This is a genomic window from Pseudomonas sp. 1L-C-7-B-C1 (assembly GCF_057291635.1).
In genome coordinates, this window is sequence record NZ_JBXAWH010000001.1 from 615,588 (window position 1) to 639,320 (window position 23,733).

20 protein-coding genes and 1 riboswitch are annotated in these 23,733 nt (G+C 59.8%); of the genes, 5 read left to right on the plus strand and 15 right to left on the minus strand.

Annotation, left to right across the window (positions count from 1 at the left end; translation table 11 throughout):
• Positions 1 to 28: 28 nt before the first annotated feature.
• The 11 genes from AC0Z8Z_RS02775 to AC0Z8Z_RS02825 all read right to left on the minus strand — a co-directional run bounded on the left by AC0Z8Z_RS02775 (position 29) and on the right by AC0Z8Z_RS02825 (position 13,819).
• The gene (locus tag AC0Z8Z_RS02775; RefSeq protein ID WP_205486738.1) at positions 29 to 319 is read right to left on the minus strand and encodes a helix-turn-helix domain-containing protein; all 291 of its coding nucleotides are present in this window, start codon (positions 317 to 319) and stop codon (positions 29 to 31) included.
• A 173-nt stretch (positions 320 to 492) separates the two neighbouring features.
• Positions 493 to 3,255 (minus strand): winged helix-turn-helix domain-containing protein, encoded by a 2,763-nt coding sequence (locus tag AC0Z8Z_RS02780; protein WP_485617762.1) that lies wholly within the window; start codon positions 3,253 to 3,255, stop codon positions 493 to 495.
• A gap of 454 nt (positions 3,256 to 3,709) precedes the next feature.
• Complete coding sequence (locus AC0Z8Z_RS02785) at positions 3,710 to 5,074, minus strand: DUF1329 domain-containing protein (RefSeq protein WP_485617763.1); 1,365 nt, start codon at positions 5,072 to 5,074, stop codon at positions 3,710 to 3,712.
• 14 nt (positions 5,075 to 5,088) lie between these two features.
• Positions 5,089 to 7,011, minus strand: a complete 1,923-nt coding sequence (locus tag AC0Z8Z_RS02790) for a DUF1302 domain-containing protein (protein WP_122622572.1) — start codon at positions 7,009 to 7,011, stop codon at positions 5,089 to 5,091.
• A 363-nt stretch (positions 7,012 to 7,374) separates the two neighbouring features.
• The gene (locus AC0Z8Z_RS02795) at positions 7,375 to 9,051 is read right to left on the minus strand and encodes a fatty acid--CoA ligase (protein WP_485617764.1); all 1,677 of its coding nucleotides are present in this window, start codon (positions 9,049 to 9,051) and stop codon (positions 7,375 to 7,377) included.
• A 218-nt stretch (positions 9,052 to 9,269) separates the two neighbouring features.
• Positions 9,270 to 10,172, minus strand: a complete 903-nt coding sequence (locus AC0Z8Z_RS02800) for a hypothetical protein (protein ID WP_485617765.1) — start codon at positions 10,170 to 10,172, stop codon at positions 9,270 to 9,272.
• Positions 10,173 to 10,216: 44 nt separating this feature from the next.
• Positions 10,217 to 10,480 carry a bacteriocin immunity protein gene (locus AC0Z8Z_RS02805; RefSeq protein ID WP_485617766.1) on the minus strand — a complete coding sequence of 88 codons (264 nt, stop codon included), beginning with the start codon at positions 10,478 to 10,480 and terminating at the stop codon, positions 10,217 to 10,219.
• Positions 10,470 to 10,661: an HNH endonuclease signature motif containing protein gene (locus tag AC0Z8Z_RS02810; protein WP_485617767.1), complete on the minus strand. Its 192-nt coding sequence runs from the start codon at positions 10,659 to 10,661 to the stop codon at positions 10,470 to 10,472. The genes AC0Z8Z_RS02805 and AC0Z8Z_RS02810 overlap by 11 nt, the downstream gene beginning before the upstream one ends.
• Positions 10,627 to 10,890, minus strand: a complete 264-nt coding sequence (locus AC0Z8Z_RS02815; RefSeq protein ID WP_485617768.1) for a bacteriocin immunity protein — start codon at positions 10,888 to 10,890, stop codon at positions 10,627 to 10,629. Before AC0Z8Z_RS02815 ends, AC0Z8Z_RS02810 begins: the two co-directional genes overlap by 35 nt.
• Positions 10,887 to 12,902 (minus strand): S-type pyocin domain-containing protein, encoded by a 2,016-nt coding sequence (locus AC0Z8Z_RS02820; protein WP_485617769.1) that lies wholly within the window; start codon positions 12,900 to 12,902, stop codon positions 10,887 to 10,889. The genes AC0Z8Z_RS02815 and AC0Z8Z_RS02820 overlap by 4 nt, the downstream gene beginning before the upstream one ends.
• Before the next feature lie 287 nt (positions 12,903 to 13,189).
• On the minus strand, positions 13,190 to 13,819 hold the full coding sequence (locus tag AC0Z8Z_RS02825) for a LysE family translocator (protein WP_172609700.1): 630 nt from the start codon (positions 13,817 to 13,819) through the stop codon (positions 13,190 to 13,192).
• An 88-nt stretch (positions 13,820 to 13,907) separates the two neighbouring features.
• Here AC0Z8Z_RS02825 and AC0Z8Z_RS02830 point away from each other — a divergent pair, with 88 nt between their 5' ends.
• From AC0Z8Z_RS02830 to AC0Z8Z_RS02840, 3 genes are all read left to right on the plus strand, one after another.
• Complete coding sequence (locus AC0Z8Z_RS02830) at positions 13,908 to 14,873, plus strand: 2-hydroxyacid dehydrogenase (protein WP_485617770.1); 966 nt, start codon at positions 13,908 to 13,910, stop codon at positions 14,871 to 14,873.
• Positions 14,874 to 14,970: 97 nt separating this feature from the next.
• Positions 14,971 to 15,969 carry a methyltransferase gene (locus tag AC0Z8Z_RS02835; protein WP_485617771.1) on the plus strand — a complete coding sequence of 333 codons (999 nt, stop codon included), beginning with the start codon at positions 14,971 to 14,973 and terminating at the stop codon, positions 15,967 to 15,969.
• Between the two features lie 39 nt (positions 15,970 to 16,008).
• Positions 16,009 to 16,129, plus strand: a riboswitch (yybP-ykoY riboswitch).
• A gap of 89 nt (positions 16,130 to 16,218) precedes the next feature.
• Positions 16,219 to 16,803: a TMEM165/GDT1 family protein gene (locus tag AC0Z8Z_RS02840; RefSeq protein WP_485617772.1), complete on the plus strand. Its 585-nt coding sequence runs from the start codon at positions 16,219 to 16,221 to the stop codon at positions 16,801 to 16,803.
• A gap of 172 nt (positions 16,804 to 16,975) precedes the next feature.
• Here AC0Z8Z_RS02840 and AC0Z8Z_RS02845 read toward each other — a convergent pair whose 3' ends face one another.
• From AC0Z8Z_RS02845 to AC0Z8Z_RS02860, 4 genes are all read right to left on the minus strand, one after another.
• Positions 16,976 to 17,794, minus strand: a complete 819-nt coding sequence (locus AC0Z8Z_RS02845; protein ID WP_485617773.1) for a M48 family metallopeptidase — start codon at positions 17,792 to 17,794, stop codon at positions 16,976 to 16,978.
• A 155-nt stretch (positions 17,795 to 17,949) separates the two neighbouring features.
• A complete protein-coding gene (locus AC0Z8Z_RS02850; RefSeq protein WP_485617774.1) occupies positions 17,950 to 18,594 on the minus strand; it encodes an SOS response-associated peptidase in 645 nt (214 codons plus the stop codon).
• 51 nt (positions 18,595 to 18,645) lie between these two features.
• A complete protein-coding gene (locus AC0Z8Z_RS02855) occupies positions 18,646 to 18,906 on the minus strand; it encodes a putative signal transducing protein (RefSeq protein WP_122536174.1) in 261 nt (86 codons plus the stop codon).
• A complete protein-coding gene (locus AC0Z8Z_RS02860; RefSeq protein ID WP_485617775.1) occupies positions 18,906 to 19,088 on the minus strand; it encodes a CPXCG motif-containing cysteine-rich protein in 183 nt (60 codons plus the stop codon). Before AC0Z8Z_RS02860 ends, AC0Z8Z_RS02855 begins: the two co-directional genes overlap by 1 nt.
• Before the next feature lie 214 nt (positions 19,089 to 19,302).
• On the opposite strand from AC0Z8Z_RS02860, the gene AC0Z8Z_RS02865 reads away from it, so the two are divergent.
• A complete protein-coding gene (locus AC0Z8Z_RS02865; protein ID WP_172609706.1) occupies positions 19,303 to 20,466 on the plus strand; it encodes a 1-acyl-sn-glycerol-3-phosphate acyltransferase in 1,164 nt (387 codons plus the stop codon).
• Positions 20,467 to 20,663: 197 nt separating this feature from the next.
• Entirely contained in the window at positions 20,664 to 23,732 is a 3,069-nt protein-coding gene (locus AC0Z8Z_RS02870) for an autotransporter domain-containing protein (RefSeq protein ID WP_485617831.1), read from the plus strand.
• The last annotated feature ends 1 nt before the right edge of the window (position 23,733 follow it).

Here is a 23,733-nt window from a genome sequence, read left to right on the forward strand (position 1 = left end):
GCGTCGGGCTGATCGGCGCGATGGCCGCTTAAAGGCTGGCCGACACTGGCCTGCGTCGCAACGGAATAATGCCGACCTGCATGCCGAAGGGTCTGAACACGGCATTGAGGGTCTGCACCGTTGGATTACCCTCGTCCTGCTCGATCTGGCGCAGCGTGCGCAGCGAGATTTTGCACATGCTTGCGAACTGTTCCTGGCGCAATCCTGTGATCTCGGTTCGCAGCCGCTTGACGGCAGCACCCATCGACACGGTCCCGTCCAACAATTGATTCCGAAGCTCGTCGAGAATAATGCCGCGCTGGCGTATGTCGTCGTTCATCGCAGGCCCATTGCGTCGTGCCATCGTCCCGAGAGGTAGAGTTGGAGGGTCAGCTGCATGACAGGCTGCTCGGCAATTTAATGCCTAAACCTTAGAGCTGAAACACTAAAAAGGCAATTAAATGCCTAAAGGAGCGGTTTCAAAGGATAATTCGGCATTTTAGTGCCGAACCATCAGCCCAATAATCCCAGTTCTTGTGCCCGGGCCACGGCTTGGGTGCGCCGTTCGACACCGAGTTTGCCGTTGATGTGGCTGGCGTGGGTTTTGACGGTATGCAGGGAAATGAACAAGCGCTCGCTGATCTCCTGATTGGAGCAACCGTGCGCGATCAGCTGCAGCACGCTGAGTTCGCGGGCACTGAGGTGGTCGCCGCCGTTACAGGCGGGCGGCTCACTGGTGACGCGCAGGCAAGGCAGTCCCTGACCGGGCGCAGCTTCAGGAAGTTGCTGGAGCAGGTAATCAACCAGCCGGCATGAGGGTCGTTTTTGCAGTTGCTCGCGCAGCCAGTCGGGATGGCCACGGATCAGGCGATGGAAGGGTAAAACCGCACCGCCCGTGGCGAGCTGGAGGCTCTGTTGAAAAAGCTCATCGGCCTCGGGCACACGGGATGCGTCGAGCAGCAACAGGATGTGCTGACTCAGCGCATTAAGGCCGAGCAGTCCTGCACCGATCCGCTGGGCGTACTCCACCAGACCGTGCAGCCGAGCCATCGCCTCTTCGGTGCGGCCCTGAATGTGGTCGAGAACCGCCCGCAGCGTTTCGATCTGCTGAGGCAGTTGCGGCGAGCATTCGGGGGCGGCCGCAGGTTGGTTGCCGCCATAGGTCTGCCCAAGCCGCAGCAGCCAGGCGTCGGCCAGATCGATACGGCCCTGGGCCAGCCACAGTTCGCATTTGGCGAGGGTGATCATTGCCAGGTAATACACCGGCGGCACGTCCCAGATGTGCATCAGCCGCTCGGCCTCGGCCAGTTCGGCGAAGGCCTCGGCGTAGCGTCCTTCGCGCCCCTCCATCCCGGCAATCACGCAGTGGCCGATCAGCACGCTGATGTCGCGGCAGGCGCGCGCCTCGGCCAGCCCGGCATTCAAGCGCTCGCGCCCTGCCTCCGGTTGAAGAAACTGCACCAGCAGATAACCTTCGTACAACGTCAGCCGCGCGCGGACCGCATAGAGTTTTTGCGAAGACAGGCCGTTCAAACGTCTCAAGCCCTGGCGCACCTCCTCCATCGAGCGAAGGGTTTCACCACGGGCCTGCAGCGTGCGAGCGCGGTCGTAATGCGCCAGCGCTTCGAACAACGGATTGGCGACGCGCTGCGCCAACTCAAGGGCATCACGGTTCAGCGCCCGGGCGCGCCACAAATCACCGTCAGCGATGGCCAGATTCGCCAGCGTCGACAGGCACAACAAACGCTGGCCGTAGCGTTTGGGCGGCAGACTGACCAACGCCTCGCTGCAATAACGCCGGGCCGTTTCACTGTCGCCACGGCCCCGGGCGATGATCCCGCTCAGCGCCAGCCACTGCGCCAGCATCGAATTTTGCGCGGTCGCGGAAGGGGCCGGCAGGAATCGGCTGAGGTGATTGCCCAGCTCCTCGGCGGCATCCAGTTGACACGCCAGACCCAGAGCCCAGGCGTACAGCACGATCAGACGCGGCGTGCTGACCAGCAGGCTGTCGGGCAAGTCCATTTTCCAGCGCAGCAGCATGCCGACGTTTTGCTCGGCGAGGAGTTGTTCCTCGGAAAGGTTTTGCACCAGATTGGCCGCCACATCCAGGTGCCCGGCGCGCAACGCCTGTTCAATGGCTTCGTCTAGCAGACCCTGGTCGCTGAACCAGCGGCAAGCGTTCAGATGCACCCGCCGTTGTTGCGGCGTCACGCTGGCCCCGGCCCGCGCGCGCAGCAGGTCAGAGAACAAGTGGTGATAGCGAAACCAGCGACCCTGCTCGTCCAGCGGAACCAGAAACACCTGATGCGCTTGCAGGTACTCCAGCATGTCGTCGCTGTCGTGACTGTCACGCGCGGCGTTGCACAGAGCACCGCTGAAGCGCTCCAGGCAGGCGGTTTCATAGAGAAAGGCCTGAACGTCGGCCGGCAGACAATCAATGACTTCTTCGAGGAGGTAATCACGGATCAGCCCTTCCCCGCCGTTGAGCCCTTGGGTCAGCGCGTTACTGCCCGCTTCGTTGGCCGCCAGCAGCCAGAACCGCAGGCCGGCCACCCAACCCTCACTGCGTTGCAACAATGCCCGAAGTGCTTCATCGCTCAAGAAGTTGCGCTGCGAATCCAGCACCGCTAGCGACTCGTCGTCGGTCAGACGCAGATCCTGCTCGGACAACTCCAGCAATTGACGGGACAGCCGCAACCGCGCGAGGTGCCAGTTCGGCCTCTGCCGGCTGGTGACCATGATGTTCATGCCAGCAGGCAGATGATTGAGGAGAAACTGCAGGCAGCGATCCAGCACGGGGCCCTGCACCAGGTGATAGTCGTCGAGCACCAGCAACAGCGGTTTGCTCAACATCAGGTGCATCGCCAGCTCGTCCAGCAAACCGTCCAGCCACTCTTCGAAGGCGAAGGGCTGGTGACGCTGACGCATCTTCAGAAGGCCGAGCGCCTGGCCGCCGAGTTGAGGAAAGAATTGCTGGAGACCGCAAAGTAAACGTTCGAGAAACCGGCCCGGGTCGCTGTCCCGGTGGCTCAGCCCCAACCAGAGGTTCTGCCACTGATCGGGCAGGCTCTCGCAGAACTCCACCGCCAATGAGCTTTTGCCGAAACCGGCCGGCGCACTGATCAACAAGAGGCGCCCGGAAAGACCCGCACTCAGCCGCTCGCACAACCGAGGCCTCGATACGTAACCTTCAGGCAGTGGCGGACGGAAGAAACGGCCTTCCAACGCAGTGACTGCGTGATTTGCGAATCCTTGCAAACGCGACAGATCAGTCATGGCCGGCTCTTGTTGGAGTGCTTGTTGTTCGGCGTTCAGATGTCGGGAGACTAGCGGCTATGGGAAGCCTTTTGAACATTGTTAGACGAAAGACTGTAAGAAAACGTATCCCATCAACAGGGGGAATGTTGGTTTATATGTCTGGAGAGGTACACGGTCCTACACCTGCTGCAGTGTAGTCGGCTCGGGCGTCGCTACGCTCGATGATTGGCTCGTGTAGGACCCATCCGCCAATGCGCGTTGAAATCTCTCGTTTGTAGCACTCCCTTTGCTGCCACGCGGAAACCAGGGCGGCTTGGCATTCAAGAATCCAGACGCAAAAAAAAACACCCCGACCACTCGGGGTGTTTCCTTTCTGCGCTATGGGGTTCAGCCATAGGGTGAAACAGCGAAGGACTTCAGTGCGCTGTAGCTGTGATCAACATTGCACGCTCTCCGCTCATTCGATCAGCCGTTAGCGCACGCCATCCTGGCGCAGGGCGTTGGGCGAGAAGTCGCTGGCAGTGGCAGTGAAGCCGAAGTCATACGCCCTCTTCTCTTCGTTCTTCATGCCCAGCGCCAGATAGCGACCTGATTGCAAGTCGTACAGGGCTTCGAGGGCGTACCACGGAACTTGTTTGTCGTAGTAGTTTTCGGCGTGGGCTTCCGCCACGCGCCACAGTTGACCACGGCCGTCGTAGTGATCGATGACCGCGGCCTGCCAGGTGTCTTCGTCGATGAAGAAGTCACGTTTGGCGTAGATGTGGCGCTGGCCTTCTTTCAAGGTGGCGGTCACGTGCCAGACGCGACGCAGTTCATAACGCGCCAGGTCCTGATTGATGTGGCCTGCCTTGATGATGTCGGCGTATTTCAATTTCGGATCGTCGAGCTTGTAACTGTCGGACGCGATGTACATCTCTTGTTTGCCGATCAGTTTCCAGTCGTAGCGGTCTGGCGCACCGTTGAACATATCGAGGTTGTCGGAGGTGCGCAGGCCGTCGGCGGCGGTGCCCGGCCCGTCATAGGACACTTGCGGCGCACGGCGTACGCGACGCTGCCCGGCGTTATAAACCCACGCCGCACGCGGCTCTTTGACCTGATCGAGGGTCTCGTGCACCAGCAACACCGAGCCTGCCAGACGCGCCGGCGCCGTCACTTCCTGCTTGAAGTAGAACAGGATGTTGCCCGGATTCTTCGGATCGAAATCTTTCATTTTGTCGCGGAAGACGAACTCGTCGTGGAAATACACCGGGTTGAACGAGCCGTTGGTTTGCGGCGTGGCCTGGGTGACCAGACGCGAGACGCTGCCGCCGCGATAACGGGTGATGTGGTTCCAGATCACCTCGAGGCCGTCCTTCGGAATCGGAAACGGCACAGCGGTTTCGAAATTCTCCAGGCCGTTGCCGCCGCCGACCAGTTTGGTCTTGGTGGCGTTGTTCTTGATCGCGGCGAACACCTCAGCGGGAACGGTAGCGCCACGGTGGGACGGGTACACCGGCATCTTGTAGGTGTCCGGGTAACGCTTGAACATCGCGTATTGGCCCGGGGCAAGCTTGTCCTTGTACTGATCCACGTTCTGCGCAGTGATGGTGAACTGCGCTTTTTCGCTGGCGTACGGATTGGCCAGGAAACCTTTGTCGTCGACGGCGCCGGCATTGGTCGGCATCGGGCTCCAGGCCGGGATGGTGTTGGCAGCGTTGCCGGCTTTTTCCGCGCCCATCGGCGTCAGCGTGGTGCCCAGCTTGGCAGCTTCGGCATCGGACACCGCCGCCATCACGCTGGTCGCCAACAACGACAGACCCAGCACGCCCACCTGCAACAGACCCTTCGTGATTTTCATTTTCATTATTGTCCTTAGAAGTTCATGCCGAAGCTGAGCGCCACGAAGTCGCGGTCGTCCACGGTGGTGTACTTGCCGTCGAAGAAGTTGGTGTAGGAAAGGTTGGCGGTATAGGTGTTCTGGTACTCGGCGTCGAGGCCCAGACTCACCGCCTTGCGACCTTCCTCGAAGTTGCCGCCAGGGCCCGGCGAGTAGCCATCGACGTCGTGGGACCAGGCCACGCTCGGGCGCAGGTTCACACCGGCGAAGACGTTGTTGTAATCCCAGATGGCGCGGGCGCGATAACCCCACGAATCGGTGGTGGTGAAGCCTTCGTTTTCGCAGTAGCGGCTGAGGTTGTTCTGCGCGGCGGTGCCCAGGGTGCTGGCGTTGAGGGTCTGGCATTGACCACCCGGCAGCGGGCCTGGGCCGTAGCTCGGGTCGCGGCCGTAACGCAGTTTGGATGTGCTTTCCAGACCGCCAACGTGGGTCCAGCCCACCTCACCCACCACGGTCAGCCGTTCGGCGCCCATCACTTGATCGAAGAAGTGCGTAAACGTCGTTTGCGCCTGACTGATTTCCTTGCGGCGGTAGCCTTTCTGGTCCTGACCGGGCGCGCCCTGCAGCAGGGACACGTTCGAGTTCAGCGGCGACAGGCCGGAATACAGAATGTCGGTGGTGTTCAACTGCACCGGAGCGTTGGGGCGATAGCTGAGTTCACCACTCCACGCAGTGCCGGTGGGCAAGGTGGTGGAGAAGCTCAGGCCGAACAGGTGGATGTCTTCCGGGTACTCAACGTAATAGCTGGAATTGCCGGCGACCACGACGGGCAACAGGGTTGGCGCGAGGGCCGCCGCAACGCCCCGGGGAACACCATTGGCCGCCAGACCGCCCACCAGACCCGCTGCGCTGTAGGCGCTTGCCGGCCCGCCTTTGCCGCTGAAGATCGGCAGACGGCTGTGGTAGTTCATGTAATAGGCGCCAAACTCGGTGTCAAGCGGCTCGAAGTTGTAGTGCATGGCCAGGCCATACTGGCCACTGTCCCGGGCATCGCGATCAGGGCCGCGGGCAACCACGGCACCCTCGTCAGGGTTGCCGAAACTCACGCCGCGGGCGGCCAGCGTTCTTTGAACGGGACCACGCAACGCGGCTGGCAGAGCCGAATTGAGGCTGTCACGGGTGCGCAGCACGGCAAGGTTGCTGTTGCAGCCGTCCGCGATGACGTCGGGTTGCGAGAAGAAGGTGCCGCAGTTGTCGACGACGGTCTGGTCCCACTCCAGCTGGTAAAAGCCTTCTGCCGACAGGTTTTCCGTCAGGCTTTGCGACAGGTAGAACATGTTGACCGGAATCAGGCCTTCCTTGATTTCCGAGCCAGGACGACGGAACGCGGACACGTCGACCGGGTTGATGCTGTTGATGCCGCCCTGGATGAAGGTACTTTCACCCCAACTGACGACTTGCTTGCCCAGACGCACCGAACCCGGCTCGTCGGCAATGGAATAGTTGTGATAAACGAAAGCGTCGAGCAGCTCGAAACCCGAGGATTTGGCGCCTTCCTTGCGGCCGGAATCGCTGATGTCCTTGAAGTCGCGGCCTTCGTCCTTGAGCTCGAAGTCGTACCAGTATTTGCCCCGCAGGAACACGCCGGTGTCGCCGTACTTCAGTTCAAGATCGTGGATGCCCTTGAAGATCTTCGAAAAGGTTTCGCCGCTTTTGAAGTTCAAGTGACCGTCGTCGGAGGTTTGCGAAAGACCGTGACCGCCGTTGTTGGAGCCGATCAGGTTCTTGTTGGCATTCTCGGTGGACCAGCTCGCCCCCACCGAGAGCGACGAGTCGAAGTTGCCTTCGATTTCTCCGATATTGAAACTGACGCCGAATGCAGGACCGGCGAGCGTGGAAGCGAGGCTGACGGCCAGAGGCAATTTAGCCCGGCGCCAGAACTGGTTAGCTGATGTCATCGACGCTACTCCATGTGCTTTTATTTTTATGGCAGTGGGTGCTTCCAGAAACGACTCAGGCGGACGGGCCGCAGCGCCTGCGTGTCAGCGCCGATCGGGCAGCCAAACAACTGCGAAACGATCAGGGCGCTTTTCTCCGGTAACGACCTACTGCCGACTATAGCCAGCAGGTGCTGCTGCTTGATCCCTCTAAAGTGTGATTTATAGCGCCGACACCTCTGGCACGCCGACTCCAGAGTGGCCAATCACAACGCAGGGGGAGCATGGCTGAAAAAGAGGAATTGGCAAGGAAGACGGCGGAGTAGAGCCTTCGCGGCACATTTTGACCGTAATCAACCGACAAAATGGCCGCGAAGGAAAGCGTCAGAGCGTAGAGAGGAAAGCGCTGTTGCTGCCCTGCCATTCGAGGATGTTCTGGCGGATCTGCTTCTTGTCGAGCTTGCCGACACTGGTCTTGGGAATTTCGGTAACAAGGGCGATCTGGCTCGGAATCGCCCACTTGTTAATGTGCCCCTGTTCCACAAACGGCTTGAGATGTTCCTTCAGGATCTTCGCATCCAGGACGTGGCCCTCGCGGGCGACCAATAACGCAAACGGGCGCTCGCCCCACTGCGGATCGGCGATGCCAACAACGGCCACTTCGCGCACACCGGGATGGCGGCTGCAGAGGTCCTCCAGTTGCAGCGACGACACCCACTCGCCGCCGGTCTTGATGACGTCTTTGATCCGGTCACGGATGTCGATCCCGCCCATGCTGTCCAGCGTCGCCACGTCGCCGGTGTGCAGCCAGCCGCCGGCCCACAGTTCGGCGCCCTTCTCCGGCTCGCGGTAATAGCCTTCGCTCAGCCAAGGTGCGCGCAATACCAGCTCGCCCTGGGTCTCACCATCTGACGGGAGAAAGTTGCCTTCGCCATCGACAATCGCCGCCTCGACCAGCACGCCCGGCGCGCCCGCCTTGATTCGGTACGCGGTGCGTTCGTCTTCACTGGCTGCCATCAGGTCGTCGTTCAGGTGCGCAACCGACACCAACGGCCCGGTCTCGGACATGCCGTAGGCCGCAGACAGCTGAATGCCCTTGGCCTTGGCTGCCTCGTACAGCGAACGATTGAGTGAGCTGCCGCCGATGATGATGTGCCAGCCGGTGAAGTCCATGTTCTGGGCGGCTTTGGCGTTGAGGACCATTTGCATGATGGTGGGCACACAGTGGGAAAACGTGACCTTCTCTTTTTGCCAGAGCTCTACCAGCAACTCGGGGTCGTAACGACCGGGATACACCTGTTTCGCGCCCAGCATAGTCGCGGCGTACGGCACGCCCCACGCATGAACGTGGAACATCGGCGTAATCGGCATGTAGACCTTGTCACCACCGAGCATGCCTTCGACGCTGCCCATGATCGTCGCGACGGCCATGGTGTGCAGCACGAGCTGGCGATGGGTGAAATACACCCCCTTGGGGTTGCCCGTGGTGCCGGTGGTGTAGAACGTGGTCGCCACCGAGTTCTCGTCGAAATCCTCGAACTGATAGTGCGGACTCGCGGCGGCCAACAATGCTTCGTACTCGCCGACGAGGTTGGGCAGGTCGGCGTTAGCGCCATCGGTGTCGGTCAGTAACAGTGTTTTTTCCACGGTCGTCAGTTGCCCGGCGATAGCGTTGTAGAGGGGCACGAATTCGCTGTTGACGAGCACGACCTTGTCTTCGGCGTGGTTCATGGTGAACAGAATCTGCTCGGGCGACAGCCGCACGTTGATGGTGTGGATCACTGCGCCAATCATCGGAATGGCGAACATGCATTCCAGGTAACGGTGACTGTCCCAATCCATCACCGCCACGGTGTCCCCCGCTTTCACCCCCGCCGCGGTCAACGCACCGGCCAGCCGGCAGATGCGCTCGTTGAGCATTTGATATGAGTAGCGCGAATGGTCCCGGTAAACGATTTCACGGTTTTTTTCGTAGCGCACGCCTGACAGCAGCAGTCGTTTGATCAACAGAGGGTACGGGTACGCCCCTTCAGCGGGCGGAATCACGCGGGTGTGCAGCATAGGAATCCCTTTTCACGGTGCAGGTGCGGGGGCTTGAAAATATGCACTGTAGGGGCTTGGCGCGTCGATCGGATCAGCCGAAGGGATGAATTGTGTCATCCCACGTCACCGAGCCTACACGTGTGGGATACCAGCCAAAGGATACAAAAATAAGACCAAACGCAGACGGATTGTCTGCGTTTAGTCTTTTTGGGGGCAGCTAGCCGGCCATTAAGTCCTCAAGGGGCAAGACTGCCCGACATGCTCGGCGTGGTCAGGTAAGGCCCGATTGAGGATGCATATTCAGCCACCGCAGCATCAATCCGTTGCTTAAGCACGACAGTGGCGCGTTCGACTTCCGCCATCGCCAGTGGACCTGGAACAAAAAGCAAATGGCGAAGCGCTTGGCTGTCAGCAAGGTCATCTTCTGGTTCACCGCTTCCGTCCGAGCGTGTTTGTGGAATGGGCTCCCTGGTAGCCGCTACTAACTCTGTTGCCAGTCGGGCTTCCCGCAACGCTGATTCTTGGGCTCGCTGATTAATCAGTGCTTGAGCCGCAGCTTCGGCCTGTTGCTCGGCAAGCTGGCGGGCGGCCACTTCAGCAGCCTCCTTCGCCCGACGCTGCTGAAGCTCGCGGGCTTGTTGCTCCGCGAGCTGTTGAGCGTGGAGGCGAGCTGCCTCCTCCGCTCGTCGTCGCGCCAGCTGGCGAGCTGCTTCCTCTGCCTGTTGCTGAGCAAGTTGGCGCGCGGCCTCCTCAGCCCGTCGCTGAGCCTCTTGGCGGGCTGCCTCAATCATTTGCGCATGTGTGGATGAAAGCTGATTGATGAAGTTGCTCAAATACCAAACAACCTCACTAGCAATGATTTGGCGATGCACCTCCACAAGGGGGACGGACATAAACGAAAGATCCGCCCCTACCATGCTATTGAACTGATCCAAGGTGAGATGCCCTGCATCGTCACGTTCCCCAGGGGCATAAGGGGGAATAGACGCAAGCTTGGCTGCTCTCAGTTGCGATGCAGCGTCCCGATACCGCTCAACAATCTGAAGATCAGACATTCCAGTTGTTGAGCCTAAATGAGCGATAACTTCGCTCTGGATTGAGCCTGGAAGCTGCTGAAGTAACACTGTGTAATGAGCCATTGATAAATTCCTTTTAAATAAATATGGAGATGCCCAATTGGTAGTCAATCAGACGCCGACTTGAAACCAGCTTTACCATTAGCTGCTCGCCAGGCCTTGACTTCTTTTACTATTCCTTCCGGAGAATCATCAGCATCGGGTTTGGGGTAGTAGATCAAATCGGAGCCATCGGGGTGTTCGCCGAGGCGCTCAAAAGTCATTACCGCTTGGTTGTGCTGATACTCAGTTTTGTAGTCCACAACGCAGATTTTTCTGACCAGCTCAAGAAATTCTGCTTCGGTGACGTCTAGAATCGTTTCAGCTTTCATTGTTACGTCCCTCATTACGTAGGTCTGTGTGGATTTTGTCGTGATGAGCTGGGGTAGTGAGTCTTAAATTGTCGACGCCGTACACATCTCCACCCTGCGAGATTGGAACAACGTGATGTATTTCGAGTTTGACTGTAGATCGCCAGTCAATCAGACGAAGGTCTGAACCCAGCTTTACCATTAGCAGCCCGCCACTGCTTCACTTCCTCCAAGATGCCTTCCGGAGAATCATCAGCATCGGGTTTGGGGTAGTAAATCAAATCGGAGCCGTCGGGATGTTCACTCAAACGTTGAAACTCTCCAATCGCTTGACCATGTTGATACTCAGTTTTGTAATCACCACTGCATACTTTTCTAACCAACTCCAGAAATTCGTTTTCAGTCATATCTGCGATCGTGTGATGTTTCATGGCTGCTCCTCATTTTTACGCATCTCTTGATGAATCCTATCGTGATGCGCTGGTGTGTTGATGCCTAAATTGTCGACCCCATACACATCTCCACCTTTTGAAATTAAGGAAATGTGATGGATTTCATACCACCTTCGTCCATTTTTTTGCTCCGCATTGGGGGCAACTGGAGCTTTACCCTGTTTGATTAGGTTTATATTTCTTTCGCTCATGCCTTGGGTGATCTCTGGATGCTTTGACATCTCGCGCCAGATAGCACGCTTGAAATTTCGAAACTGAGCATACTCTTTGCCTCTGAGGGCATCAGCCACCACTGCAGGTATTGGCGATCCAAATCCGGACGAGGCGTTAGTCTCCCAATGGGGATCGATGTCGCCACCGAAACCGCTCACAACACCAGGCAAATACCTGGGGCTGTTGAACATGACATACACAGGCGGAAGGCCCGAGTCCGCCGGAAAGACAAGTATGTAGTCCTCAAAGTCCTCTATGTCGTAAGTCGGGAACCGTCCAAGCTGCTCCGAAACGGGCAAAATAGCGGCCCCGGAATATTCAGGGCCCTTGGAATCATCCGCCGGCAAAACAGTGGAACTGCTCTCCGGGCTAACCGCAGGTGTCCATATCAGCGCGGGCTGGTCCGCTCCATCCTGTTTAAATTCATACGAGTTAGCGCTTGAGTTATAAACGAACGTTCGCACACGGACTTTGGAGCCGACTATCAAACCATCAGCTTCAGCCCATACCGTTTTCAGTTCACCTTCAATCTCCTCAATCCTTAACCGGTGGCTGACGTCGATTGTCCCACTGTGACCTGCGATGAAATTGAGGTCGACGTTGCCAGATACGCCAATCTCCGACGCAGGCGAAGCGATCATTGAGGACGCGATTTCACCATCAGCCAACTCGGTTGGATAAAGTAAAGCAAGTTGCGGTAGCAACCGCCCTAGTAACTTAGCTGCCTGTCGGGTGAACAACTTCTGCGCAACAGCTCTGGCTGTTTCGGTCGCATTGGGAAAGTTGTGCGCTGGAGCATTCGGCCCTGCCACCACCGACCAGAGCCGGCTCGCTTCAGTGGCATGCTTGAAAACCAAAGCTTCGTCATTAACTATGGAGTTACGCGCATTCCAGGCTTGCTCGGCATAGCGCTCTGAAAGCGCCGCAGATTTATCGAGCAACTGAGTAACTGCTTTTGCGTGCAAGTCGGCTTCAAGCGCCTGCTCATAGGCAAGACTCCACGCTTGGTGAGTCTGAAAAGCCTGTTCTGCACTAACGCTTCGACTTTGTAAGATTGCTCCGTAGTGTTCGCTGGTTATTTGAAGAGGATCACCTCCAGTAAAAGCATGCGAGCTCTGACGATTACTTTCAGAAGCCGCCTTTTTTTGGGCGATCAAGTAGTTGATCCGGGCTTTATGCTCAAGTATTACGTTCAGTGGCTGTTGACGCTGAGCGTCGTATAACGAGCTGTCTTCGCCGAGTTCGGACATGAGCGAGACAGGCAGTGCGGCTACATTGTGATCATGCTGAAGATCAAGCTCACGTTTTCGAGTTGCTTGCGCGAGAGGTAAAGATTCCAGGGCTTGACGGTGAGCCGCTGCTTGATGCTCTTGCTCGGCTCTAGCGTTTGCCGCAGCCATAGCAGCTTGAGCTTGCGCCTCCCTTCTGGCTTCTTGCTCAGCCTCAGCGTGAGCCTGGGCTCGAACCCGTGTCTCAGCGTCAGAAATGGATTGCTGATGAGCTTCTTTTTGAGCCTGTAATTCAGCGGCTGCCTTGACGCGGGCCGCTTCAGCACGCTGACGCGCTTCCTGTGCACGGCGGCGCTTATCGCGAATGCGCAGACGGCGACGTTTGGAGCCAGACAACGTCCCGGCTCTGCCACCCTCACCGCCTCTGCCACCACCCCATCCAATGCTCCATCCATCACGGGAGGGTCGAAGTCCCCCGCCAGAGCCGTAAGGATTCCCAGGAGGTATCCCTCGATTGACTACAATATTTTTTTCTCCGGTGTTGCTCATACAGGTTCTCCTTTTTGTCTGTACGGCAACCACGTAACGCTCATCCCTCTGATGTCAGGTAATACATAGTTATGGAGATTTTTTTATTTTTTGTGATATAGGGCGCCGCACTACGAGCCCTACCCTTTTCACATCGGAATAAAAAACAAGGACGAAAAAAACCCGCCATTTAGGCGGGTATGTTTCCAAACAGGTTACCTAGCAACTGTCTAAGTCTTTTTTGATCGAATCGCATTGCTCAGCATTCACCTTGAGGCGCGACGTCGCAACAGACCATCACATCAACCTCAATGCATTTCCGTCAGCGCCAGCTTCAAACCCAGCGCAACCAGCACGCCACCCATCGCCCGATCAAACCAGTGCCCCATCCGCGCGAAGCCCGCGCGGACCCGAGGCTGGCTGAACAGGCGTGCCACCAGGCAAAACCATGCGCCAGTCGCGAATGCCAGGTAAACGCCATAACCTGCCTGAACCAGCATTGGCGTGTGCGGGTTGATCACGACGGTGAACAGCGACAGGAAAAACAGCGTCGCTTTCGGGTTCAGCCCGTTGGTGACGAACCCGGCCGTGAAGGCGCCGCGCGCGGTGCGCTCGCCTTTGGCGATGTCCACGGGCGCATCCGATGCGCTCGCAGGTTTGGCCCGCAGCGCTTTGATACCGATGTAAATCAGGTAAGCCGCCGCCGCCCATTTCAAGGCGTTGAATAGCACGATGGACTGCGAAACGATCAAGCCAATCCCCAGCAGCGAATAGCCGACGTGCAGGAAGATCGCGGTGCCCACGCCCATGGCCGTGTAGGTGCCGGCCTTGCGCCCGTGGGTCACGCTTTCGCGCACGACGACCGCGAAATCCGGACCGGGGCTGGCGACGGCCAGCAGGTGAATCAGGGCAACGGTTAAAAATTCCGTCCAGTACATCGGAGTTCTCCAGGCGTTATGGCGAGCGGCAGGCTCTGGTAGGCTCGTCACATTACGCTTCCCACCCACCGAGCAAAAGGTACAGCTGATGCCCAGTCAACGCCGAGCAGTTTTCCTGGATCACTCCTCTCTGGATCTGGGGGATCTCGACCTCGCGCCGTGGCGTGAAACCTTCAGCGAACTGGTGCTTCATGGCAGCACCACAACCGATCAGGTGGCCGAGCGCTTGAAGGACGCCGATGTGGCCATTTCCAACAAGATCATGATCGATGCCGCCACGTTCGCCGCCTGCCCGAATCTTAAACTGGTGTTGGTGACCGCCACCGGCGTCAACAACGTCGACCTCGATGCAGCGCGCACGCATGGCGTGGTTGTCAGCAACTGTCAGGGCTACGGCACCCCTTCCGTCGCCCAGCACACGCTGATGTTGCTGCTGGCGATGGCCACCCGCTTGCCGGATTATCAACAGGCCATTCATCTGGGCCAGTGGCAAAAATCGAAGCAGTTCTGCTTGCTGGACTTCCCCATCGTCGAGCTGGAAGGCAAGACACTGGGGCTACTGGGCCATGGCGAACTGGGGGGCGCCGTCGCGAAGCTGGCCGAAGCTTTCGGGATGCGCGTTCTATCGGGTCAGATCCCCGGCCGCCCGGCACGACCCGACCGCGTGCCGCTGAACGAGCTGCTGCCCCAGGTCGATGCCCTCACGCTGCACTGCCCGCTCAACGAGCACACTCGGGACATGATTGGCGCCCACGAGTTGAGCCTGTTGAAACCGAAAGCCTTCATCGTCAATACCGCGCGCGGCGGCTTGATCAACGAGCAGGCACTGGCTGATGCGCTGCGCAACGGCCATCTCGGCGGCGCTGCCACGGACGTACTCACCGTCGAGCCGCCGGTCAACGGCAATCCGCTGCTGTCGGGCGATATTCCGCGCTTGATCATCACGCCCCACAGCGCGTGGGGCAGCCAGGAAGCGCGGCAGCGCATCGTCGGCCAGATCAACGAAAACGCTTTGGCGTTTTATGAAGGCAAGCCGGTCCGGGTCGTGAGCTGACACGCAGCACTTCGCAGGCCAGCCGATCCGCCGCACAGGGCACGTGCGCGGCGTGGCAGGCCTGTTAAACTTCGCCCTTTTTTTCGAGGAGCCGATGATGGACCCGCGCAGTGAAGTGTTACTCCGGCAGGCCGATTTGTTTCAGGGCTCCTTGTTGCTGACCGGCCTCCCCGCCGACGACCTGCTGAGCACGCTGCCCAATGCACGTGGCTGGAGCTGGCACGCTGGCGACTTCGATACCCTTGGAACGCGTTTTCCCGAGCGCGTGCACTTCGGCACCGAAGCACCGGCCGAACCCTTTGACGCCGCGGTCCTGTTTTTGCCCAAGGCCCGCGACCTCGCCGATTACCTCATCAACGCGCTCGCTTCGCGTCTGGCCGGACGTGAGCTGTTTCTGGTCGGTGAAAAACGCGGCGGCATTGAAGCCGCCGCCCGCCAGCTAAGCCCGTTCGGGCGTACGCGCAAGCTCGACAGCGCCCGGCATTGCCAGCTCTGGCAAGTCACCGTCGAAACGCCTCCGCCAGCCGTTGAACTCGATAGCCTGGCCAAACGTTTCGACATCGAAGTCGAAGGCGGCACGTTGAAGGTGGTGAGTCTGCCCGGCGTGTTCAGCCACGGCCGTCTGGACCGCGGTTCGGCGCTGTTGCTGGAAAACATTGACCGACTTCCCGCCGGGCATTTGCTGGATTTTGGCTGCGGCGCGGGGGTTCTCGGTGCAGCGGTGAAACGTCGTTACCCCGAAACACATGTGACGATGCTGGATGTCGATGCGTTTGCCACCGCCAGCAGCCGGCTGACCCTGGCGGCCAATGGCCTTGAAGCCGACGTCATGACCGGCAACGGAATTGACGCCGCGCCGAACGACCTGGACGTGATTCTGACCAATCCGCCGTTCCATACCGGTGTGCACACCGACTACGCCGCAACCGAAAACTTGTTGAAAAAAGCGCGTGAACACCTGAGAAAGGGGGGCGAACTACGGTTGGTAGCCAACAGCTTTCTGCGCTATCAGCCGATCATCGAGTCGCATCTCGGGCCGTGCGCAATCATGGCCGAGGGCCAGGGTTTCCGGATTTACCGCGCGAAACGTGCGTGATAATTAGCACTTGCCGAACACGAGACGTGTAGGCAGAATCCGCTCCGTCCTAGGGGAGTAGTCTCCCACGAGCGCATGCTCGTCCGGCACGCATCAACATACTTGGTCCTCAGACCATGGTGCGTGCGACCCCAGATCCGCTCAGACGGATCGGTGGTTTGACAAGACCTATGACACGAACATCCTGACCCGGGGCGGGGAGGTTGTACGTGTCATAGCCGTGTTGACCCGCCCCTTAGGAAAACCCTGATGCTGGAATCCCTGTTGGTCCCCACCGCCGTCGTCGCACTGGCCGAAATCGGTGACAAGACCCAACTCCTCGCACTCGTTCTCGCCGCTCGCTTCCGCAAGCCCTGGCCCATCATCGCCGGGATTGTCGCAGCCACGCTGGCCAACCATGCCGCAGCCGGGGCCGTCGGCGCATGGTTCAGCAGCTACCTCTCGGATTCCGTCCTGCACTGGATTCTTGCAGCGAGCTTTACCGCCACGGCGCTGTGGACGCTGGTTCCGGACAAGCTGGACGACGACGAAGCCAATACCGGGCGCAAGTTCGGCCCCTTCCTGACCACGCTGATCGCATTTTTCATCGCGGAAATCGGCGACAAGACGCAGATCGCCACGGTCATGCTGGCGGCGCAGTATTCCAACTTGTGGCTGGTGATTATCGGCACAACGCTGGGTATGTTGCTGGCCAATGTGCCGGTGGTGCTGGCGGGGAATTTCGCTGCGGAGAAACTGCCGCTGACGCTGATCCGTCGTCTGGCAGCGGGGGCGTTTTTCGTTCTGGCGATCGTTGCGGTGTACAAGGCGATGCAGCTCAGCGGCTGGGTGTAGGCGCTAACGATCACCTGTAGGAGTGAGCTTGCTCGCGATGCTCTTCAATCGCTTCGCAGATACGCAGCGACTATTCGATGATCGCGAGCAAGCTCACTCCTACAGCGTTTCATGCACCAACCCGTTCCGAAAAACGCCGCGCAAGCTCACAGCTATCGAGATCAGGCGCTGATCAGCCCTTCGGTGCCTGCTGATACAACGGCATCACTTTCGGGATCGCTGCCTGCAACGAGGCGATCCGGTTCGACGAGGCCGGGTGGGTACTCATGAATTCTGGCTGCGACGCGCCGCCTTGGGCTTCCATCTTCTGCCACAGCGTGATCGCGGCATTCGGGTTGTAACCCGCGCGAGCCGCCAGTTCGAGGCCCAGCAAATCCGCTTCGTTTTCATTGGCGCGGCTGTTCGGCAGCGTCAGGCTGTAATCGACCACGGTGTCGGCCAACGCCAGACTGTCCTGCCCCAATCCCAACAAGGCACCGGCACCCTGCTTGGCCATCTGCACACCGTAGGCCTTGGACATCGCTTCACGACCGTGTTCGCGCAGCGCGTGAGCGATTTCGTGGCCCATGACCGCTGCCAGTTCGTCATCGCTGAGTTTCAGCGTATCGATCAGGCCGCTGTACACGATTATCTTGCCGCCAGGACCGCAGTTGGCGTTCAGTTCGTCGCTCTTGATCAGGTTGACGTCCCACTGCCACTGGGCCGCGTCGGGCCGCAATTTCGGCGCTTGGGCGATCAGTCGCTTGGCGATGGCCTGAACGCGCTTGCCCTCGGCGCTGCTGTTGTCGAGCACGCCTTTGGATGACGCTTCACTGACCGTCTGTTGATAAGACTGGGCGTACATCTGGTTGACTTCATCAGTCGACAGCATGCTGAACATGTATTGCTTTCGCTCGACACCCACCGAATCGCCGGTGGTGGTATTGACCGCCTGACACCCGGCAACCAGCAACGCTGCCGTCACGCCACAAAGAGCAAAAATCCTGCGCATCTCGTATCTCCATTGAAACAATCGCGCCATCCTAGGCAATACGCGGGCTGAGCACCAGATGCCAGCCGTCTGCCATGTAAAAAGGCGCAAGCAAATCGCGCCTGTGTAACGGCAGCGAAATAACGGAATGACGATTTGAACCGAGCCAGAGCGGATTACAACGGTGTCAGGCATTCCGGTGCGTTGAGCTTCGGATCATTCACCAGATTGGCCAGCGGCCGCTCGCGCAGTTGCGTTTGCGGGGCGGCGAGCAGTGATTGCAAGGTGATCAGCGGGCAATCCGGATCAAGCCAGGCGCGCTGCCCTTCTTCGTCGAGAATCAACGGTCGACGCTGGTTCATGGCCGACTGCGTGACCACGGCAACGCTCAGGTAAGTGTGGCCTTCGACGGGATAGGCTTCCCAGATCGCCGCGAAATACAGCGTCGATCCTTCGGCCGGCGTCAGCCAGAACGGCCGCTTGCGGACGCTGCCACGCCATTCGTAAAAACCGTTGGCCGGCAGCAGGCAGCGTCGTTCGCGAAAGGCCTGCTTGAACATCGGCTGCTCGGCCACGGTCTCGGCGCGGGCATGGGCCGGCGTTCGGGACATGTCGGTCAGCCAGGGCGGCGTCAGCCCCCAACGCGCCCGCGCCACTTCGCGTCCGCGCTCACCACCCTGCTCGACCTCGCCCGGTGCAGCCCGAACCATCAACACAGAAGCGGCAGGAGAAATATTCCACTGCGCTTGCTGGTCGCTCGGGAATCCGGGCAGGGCCGCAAAGGCAGGCGACCAACGAAACAGGGCATAGCGTCCACACATGGGTTCAGCACAACTCTTTTTGAAAGCGAATGAGGCGCGCGCGAACCGGATTCAGCACAGCAACACATCGGGGTAGCTGTCTGGCTCGTCACCAGGCAGCGGAAAGGCGGCATTGTACTCGGTGATCAACAGACGCGCCCGCTCGGCCTGGTCATCCTCGACCGTCAGGCCCAGCAATCCGAACGCCGGCAAGTCGCCGACGGCGCCCAGTAAATGACGCCCGGTGATGTGGGACTCGATGCCTTCGCTGGCCAGCATGGACTGCAGCAGCTCGCCTTCCATCAGGTGTTCGGGCTCGTAAATCTTGCGCATCACTCATTCTCGCTGCGGACGTCCAGCGTCCACTCTTCCCCATCGGTCTGCAGGCTGAAGATGATCGGCCGGCAGCAGACGGGGCAGTCCTCAATGTAGGTCTGATCGCCGCCGGAGATATCCAGCACCGCCTCCACCGCTTCGCCGCAATAAGGGCAGTCGTAATCCTGTATTTCCTGCATCGCAGTCTCCGGGCACAGTTTTGCGTATAATCGCCGACTTGTTTGCCGGTCGAGCTTTATTCCTCAGCATCCGGGCATCAGCCTGAGTCGACATCTTCAGCGAAGCCGCTTTATTGAGCGGCCGCCGCCCAGGCACCACGCCTGCGGTGTCGTGACTCGCTGCTGCACCGGACTCGACCTCCTTTACCTTAGCCGTTTCCGACAAGAGAGCATGATGGGCGAATTCGATGCCATCCGACCATACGACGACACCGAAGTAAAAGCCGTGCTTGATCGGCTGCTGGGTGACAAGGCGTTCCTCGCGATCCTCACGCATTTCCGATTTCCGCGTCTGGCCGGCTCCCTCGGCTGGATTCTGCAGCCGGCCATCGCGCGCAAGCTGCGTCGCCAGTTCGCCGGTATCGACACTGTCGCGGCCCTGCAGGACAAGGTCGAACATTACGTCGATCACACCATCGAACGCGCCACTGACGGTGTGACCTACACCGGCGTCGAGCAGTTCAAGTCCGGGGTGGCGTACCTGTTTCTGGCCAATCACCGCGACATCGTGATGGACCCGGCCTTCGTCAATTACGCGGTCTATCACGCGGGTCTGCCGACACCACGCATTGCCATTGGCGACAACCTGCTGCAGAAGCCTTTTGTCAGCGACCTGATGCGCCTGAACAAAAGCTTCATCGTGCACCGCTCGATCATCGGGCGTCGCGAGAAGATGGCGGCCTACCAGTTGCTGTCGGCGTACATCAACCACTCCATCCGCAATGACTGCCAGTCGATCTGGATCGCCCAGGCCGAAGGCCGCGCCAAGGACGGCGACGACCGCACTGAATCGGCCATCCTCAAAATGTTCCACATGAGCCGCAAGGACGAGCCGTTTGGCGAAGTCATCCAATCGTTGAACCTGACGCCAGTCTCGATCAGCTATGAATACGACCCGTGCGATCACGCCAAGGCGCGGGAGCTGTACATCCGCGCCACCACCGGCAGTTACACCAAAGTGCCGGGCGAGGACGATGTCAGCATTGCGTTGGGGATCACCGGCTATAAAGGCCGCGTGCACGTGAACTTTGCCCCGCCGATCACCGAGCTGTTCGAGGACACCAAATTACTGGCTATCGAAATGGACCGACAGATCCTCGGCGGCTATCGACTGTTCCCGGTGCATTACCTGGCGTATGCGCAGTGGGCCGACGCCGAGCCCGAACTCAAGGTGCCGAAGGCCGCCGAGGTGTTCCCGACGGACGAGCTGGAACGTGCGGAGGATGAATGGCAGCGCCGACTCAATGGCTGCCCCGCCGAGCACCGTCCGTTTCTGATTCAGCAATACGCCATGCCGGTACGCAATCAGTACCGGGTGAAGGCGGGCCTGCCGCTTTAAGCCTCGCCCTTCCACGAATGAACGGCGCTCTCAAGGCGCCGTTTTTTGTTGTGCGCCCTCCGTTGTTGCCGAGACCGGCCTTCACAAATGTGTCACTGCTGACACACTTAAGCGTAAGACTCGCTCGTTAAGGTCGTCGGCTATCCAAACGAGTGAAGGCGTACGCTATGCGATCCAGCAATCAGGTTGCCCGTGTCATGGTGTCCTCCCTGGCACTTTCAATGCTCGCCGTGTCGGTTCAGGCGGCGAGCCGTGCGGGAGACGACACCCTCAACGGCGTTGACCTCCTTTCCGGATTCGACACCTTGTGGACAACCGGCGCGACCTGGGACACGGGCACACCGACCGCCCTGGGTCAGAGTCTGCTAAGGCGCAACCTGCAAATCGTGGTCGACCGCGCCAACACCCGGACCCTCGCCCAGGAAACCGCCGCCTACTTCGATGACCGCCGAGATCAGAGCTACAGCGCCATCAGCGGCCTCGGCTCGTTGAGCGCCGCCTACAAGGCAGGTGCCGGAGCCTTCACGACCATCACGCAGTTCGACGACAGCAACAAAACCGTCAAATACGACGACAAAGGCAACGGCGCAGGCAGTTCGTCTTCGGCGCTGGGCAAAGTCGTAGACCTGGTCAGCGCTGTACGCAGCGACGCCTCGACCACGCCGGCCAAATCCCACTATTTATATCCGCGACCATGGCGGCAGAGTCTGGACGGTCAGAATCTGGCTTTTGTGGTTGCGCCCTCCCTGCGCCCGGCGAAAAGCACCACGCCCGCCAGCGACTCGGGTTTCCCCAGCGGCCATACCAATGCGGCGTACCTGTCTTCATACGCACTGGCGTACGCCATTCCCGAGCGTTTCAGCGAGTTGATGCTGCGCGCCTCGGAAATTGGCGACAACCGCATTGAAGCCGGCATGCATTCGCCGTTCGACGTGATGGGCGGGCGCGTCACCGCGACCTACTTCGCCATCGATAACCTTTCCAATCCGGCCAACGCCCAACTGCGCGCCGATGCTCGCGAACAGGCACTGACCTATTTCACGGCGCAGTGCGGCGGTGACGTCAACAATTGCATGGCCACCATCGACCCGGCGACAGATCGCACGTCTCAACACGCTCAGGACAAGGCGCTGTTCACCTCGCGCATGACCTACGGCTTCGATCCGGTGGGCCCGACCAACCTGGCCGCCGTGGTGCCGACCAACGCCGAAGTGTTGCTGGAAACCCGCTTCCCGTACCTGGACGCCAGTCAGCGCCGCGAGATACTGGCGACCACCGAGATTTCGTCCGGCTATGCGGTGATCGATCAGTCAGGCGGCTACGGCCGTCTGAACCTGTTCGCAGCGGGGGATGGTTATGCGGCGTTCAATTCCAACGTGACGGTCTACATGAACGCCAGCCTCGGCGGCTATAACGCCGTTGATGCCTGGCGCAACGACATCAGCGGCAGCGGCGCGCTGATCAAGAACGGCAGCGGCAACCTGATGCTGACCGGCAACAACAGTTACTCGGGCGGCACGGTGATCAACGGTGGCGTGCTGACCGGCCATGCCAAGGCATTCGGTAGCGGGACGATCACCGACAACGGGACGCTGGTCGTCGATCAATCGACCAACGGCACCCTCGCCAACACCCTCACGGGCAACGGTGCGTTGATCAAACGTGGCGTCGGCTCGCTGAACCTGACCGGCAACAACAGCCTGTCCGGCGCAACAACGGTGCAAGCGGGTCGGCTGGCGGTCAACGGTAACCTGGGCAACTCCATCGTCAGCGTGCAGCAAGGCGCAACGCTGGGTGGCAATGGCACCGTCGGCGGCATTAATGTCGCGCAGGGCGGCGTGGTTGCACCGGGTAATTCGGTCGGGCAGTTGAACGTCAACGGCGACGTCAACCTTGCTCAGGGCTCGGTCTATGAAGTCGAATCAGACGCCAATGGCAATGCCGATCGTATCGTCGCCAGCGGCCGCGCGACGCTCAACAACAGCACGCTTTCGCTGGTTGAAGGCGGTAGCTGGCTGGCCGCCAGCCGTTACTCGATTCTCTCGGCAGCCGGGGGCGTCACTGGTGCGTTTGCCAACGTGCAAACCAACTACGCCTTCCTCACCCCGACGCTGAACTACACGGCGACCGATGTCGGGCTGACGCTGGACCGCAACGCACAGACCTTCGCCAGCTTGGCGACGACCCGCAATGCCAGAGCCGTCGCTCAAGGGCTGGACAGCGCCGGGGCAGGCAACGCGCTCTGGCGTGAGGTGGTGCAAGACGATGTCTCGACCGCGCAGGCCACGTTCAAAGCATTGTCCAACGAGCTGCATGCGTCGACCCAGTCCGCGCTGATCGAAGACAGCCGTCTGGTGCGCAACGCCGTGAATGATCGCCTGCAGCAAGCGCAGTCCGCACCGGCACTTCGCGGCACGACGCAAACCCTCGCCGGTGATGACTCCCGTAGTGTGGTGTGGACTCAAGCCATCGGTGCGACCGGCAAAACCGACAGCACCCGTGACGTTTCGGGCCTCGCCACGCACACCAGCGGCATGCTGTTCGGCGCTGACGTGCCACTCGACGAGACCTGGCGCGTGGGTGCGCTGGCCGGTTTCAGCAACAGTAGCTTTGACCTGCGCCATGCCTCCGGCTCCACTGACAGCGACAACTACCATCTGGGCGTCTATGCGGGCGCCAAGTGGGGCCAACTGGGTCTGCGCCTCGGCGCGGTCCGCACCTGGCACGAGCTGACGGCCAAGCGCACGCTGGACTTGCCGGGTGCTTCCGAGCGTTTCAAGGAAGATTACAACGCGGCGACCAATCAGGTGTTTGGCGAACTGGGTTACGCCATCGAGCTGGGCAACGCGCAGCTTGAACCCTTCGCCAACCTCGCCCATGTGCGACTGGACACGGACTCCTTCGATGAGAACAGCAACGCGATCAGGCTGGAGAACAAGTCTCAGGACAACAACATCACCTTCAGCACCTTCGGCCTGCGTGCCGCCACTCGCTTGAATGCGGGCAGCGTCGCGATCAAACCCAACGCGACACTGGGCTGGCGTCTTGCCTACGGCGACGTGACGCCAGAGAGCCGCGCGGCCTTCAGCGGCGGCGACACTTTCGAGCTCTCCGGCGCACCGATTGCCCGCAACGCAGCGGTGCTGGGCGCGGGTGTCGATCTGGGTTTGAGCGACACGTTGAGTGTCGGGCTGAGTTACAACGGACAGGTAAGCAGCGATGCGTCGGATCAGACGTTGAATGCGCGAGTGACGCTGGCGTTCTAAG

Coding starts and splice junctions, on each gene's coding strand:
- AC0Z8Z_RS02775 (WP_205486738.1), bottom strand. CDS start 319: ATGAACGACGACATACGCCAGCGCGGCATTATTCTCGACGAGCTTCGG.
- AC0Z8Z_RS02780 (WP_485617762.1), bottom strand. CDS start 3,255: ATGACTGATCTGTCGCGTTTGCAAGGATTCGCAAATCACGCAGTCACT.
- AC0Z8Z_RS02785 (WP_485617763.1), bottom strand. CDS start 5,074: ATGAAAATCACGAAGGGTCTGTTGCAGGTGGGCGTGCTGGGTCTGTCG.
- AC0Z8Z_RS02790 (WP_122622572.1), bottom strand. CDS start 7,011: ATGACATCAGCTAACCAGTTCTGGCGCCGGGCTAAATTGCCTCTGGCC.
- AC0Z8Z_RS02795 (WP_485617764.1), bottom strand. CDS start 9,051: ATGCTGCACACCCGCGTGATTCCGCCCGCTGAAGGGGCGTACCCGTAC.
- AC0Z8Z_RS02800 (WP_485617765.1), bottom strand. CDS start 10,172: ATGGCTCATTACACAGTGTTACTTCAGCAGCTTCCAGGCTCAATCCAG.
- AC0Z8Z_RS02805 (WP_485617766.1), bottom strand. CDS start 10,480: ATGAAAGCTGAAACGATTCTAGACGTCACCGAAGCAGAATTTCTTGAG.
- AC0Z8Z_RS02810 (WP_485617767.1), bottom strand. CDS start 10,661: ATGGTAAAGCTGGGTTCAGACCTTCGTCTGATTGACTGGCGATCTACA.
- AC0Z8Z_RS02815 (WP_485617768.1), bottom strand. CDS start 10,890: ATGAAACATCACACGATCGCAGATATGACTGAAAACGAATTTCTGGAG.
- AC0Z8Z_RS02820 (WP_485617769.1), bottom strand. CDS start 12,902: ATGAGCAACACCGGAGAAAAAAATATTGTAGTCAATCGAGGGATACCT.
- AC0Z8Z_RS02825 (WP_172609700.1), bottom strand. CDS start 13,819: ATGTACTGGACGGAATTTTTAACCGTTGCCCTGATTCACCTGCTGGCC.
- AC0Z8Z_RS02830 (WP_485617770.1), top strand. CDS start 13,908: ATGCCCAGTCAACGCCGAGCAGTTTTCCTGGATCACTCCTCTCTGGAT.
- AC0Z8Z_RS02835 (WP_485617771.1), top strand. CDS start 14,971: ATGGACCCGCGCAGTGAAGTGTTACTCCGGCAGGCCGATTTGTTTCAG.
- AC0Z8Z_RS02840 (WP_485617772.1), top strand. CDS start 16,219: ATGCTGGAATCCCTGTTGGTCCCCACCGCCGTCGTCGCACTGGCCGAA.
- AC0Z8Z_RS02845 (WP_485617773.1), bottom strand. CDS start 17,794: ATGCGCAGGATTTTTGCTCTTTGTGGCGTGACGGCAGCGTTGCTGGTT.
- AC0Z8Z_RS02850 (WP_485617774.1), bottom strand. CDS start 18,594: ATGTGTGGACGCTATGCCCTGTTTCGTTGGTCGCCTGCCTTTGCGGCC.
- AC0Z8Z_RS02855 (WP_122536174.1), bottom strand. CDS start 18,906: ATGCGCAAGATTTACGAGCCCGAACACCTGATGGAAGGCGAGCTGCTG.
- AC0Z8Z_RS02860 (WP_485617775.1), bottom strand. CDS start 19,088: ATGCAGGAAATACAGGATTACGACTGCCCTTATTGCGGCGAAGCGGTG.
- AC0Z8Z_RS02865 (WP_172609706.1), top strand. CDS start 19,303: ATGGGCGAATTCGATGCCATCCGACCATACGACGACACCGAAGTAAAA.
- AC0Z8Z_RS02870 (WP_485617831.1), top strand. CDS start 20,664: ATGGTGTCCTCCCTGGCACTTTCAATGCTCGCCGTGTCGGTTCAGGCG.